1 protein-coding gene is annotated in these 745 nt (G+C 65.6%); it reads left to right on the top strand.

The window, feature by feature from the left end:
• Positions 1 to 580: FimD/PapC C-terminal domain-containing protein (locus OR16_RS39155; protein ID WP_006165086.1), on the top strand; the 580-nt coding region annotated here is incomplete at its 5' end.
• Positions 581 to 745 lie beyond the last annotated feature (165 nt).

Consider the following 745-nt stretch of genomic DNA (forward strand, 5'->3'; position numbering starts at 1 on the left):
CGGCGGGATCACGCTGTCGCAGCCGCTTTCGGAGACGTTCGCGATCGTCGAAGCGCCCGGCGCGGCCGGCGCGCGCGTGACGAATGCGTCGGGCGTTCGGGTGGATAGCCGAGGCTACGCGATCGTGCCGTACCTGACGCCGTTCAATATGAACATGATCGAGCTCGATCCGAAGGGCTTGTCGACCGATGTCGAGCTCAAGGAGACGAGCCAGCGCGTGGCGCCGCTGGCGGGATCCGTTCCGCTGCTGAAATTTGCCACGGCGTCCGGGCGCTCCGCGCTGATCCGGTCCCGGCGGCCGGATGGCTCGCCACTCCCGTTTGGCGCCACCGTGACGGACGAACGGGGCAAGGAGGTCGGCTCGGTCGGCCAGATGAGCAAGATCTTCGCGCGCGGCCTGCAAACGCAGGGCGAACTGACCGTCAAATGGGGCAAGGACAAAGCGTCGGTATGCCACGTCCCCTACAAGCTGCCGGAGCGGAAGACGCAGAAGGGGCTGCAGCCACTGCAGCGTATCGACGCGGCGTGCGCGGACGGAGCGGCAAGCCCGTCCTATGCGTCGAATCCGCCGAAAAAATAGAGACGATGTTCGGACGGGCAGGACGCTGCGCCCCACGTGGGGCCGACGTTGGGGGTGCACGCGACATACACGGACGCCTCGAACCTCGTACCTCGTAAGAATGCGCAAGGAGTATCGAGATGCCACAAAGGCCTCCCACTGTTCAGAAAAGTGCCGCGCAGCGTT

It is taken from the genome of Cupriavidus basilensis OR16 (genome assembly GCF_000243095.1).
Taxonomy (GTDB): domain Bacteria; phylum Pseudomonadota; class Gammaproteobacteria; order Burkholderiales; family Burkholderiaceae; genus Cupriavidus; species Cupriavidus basilensis_D.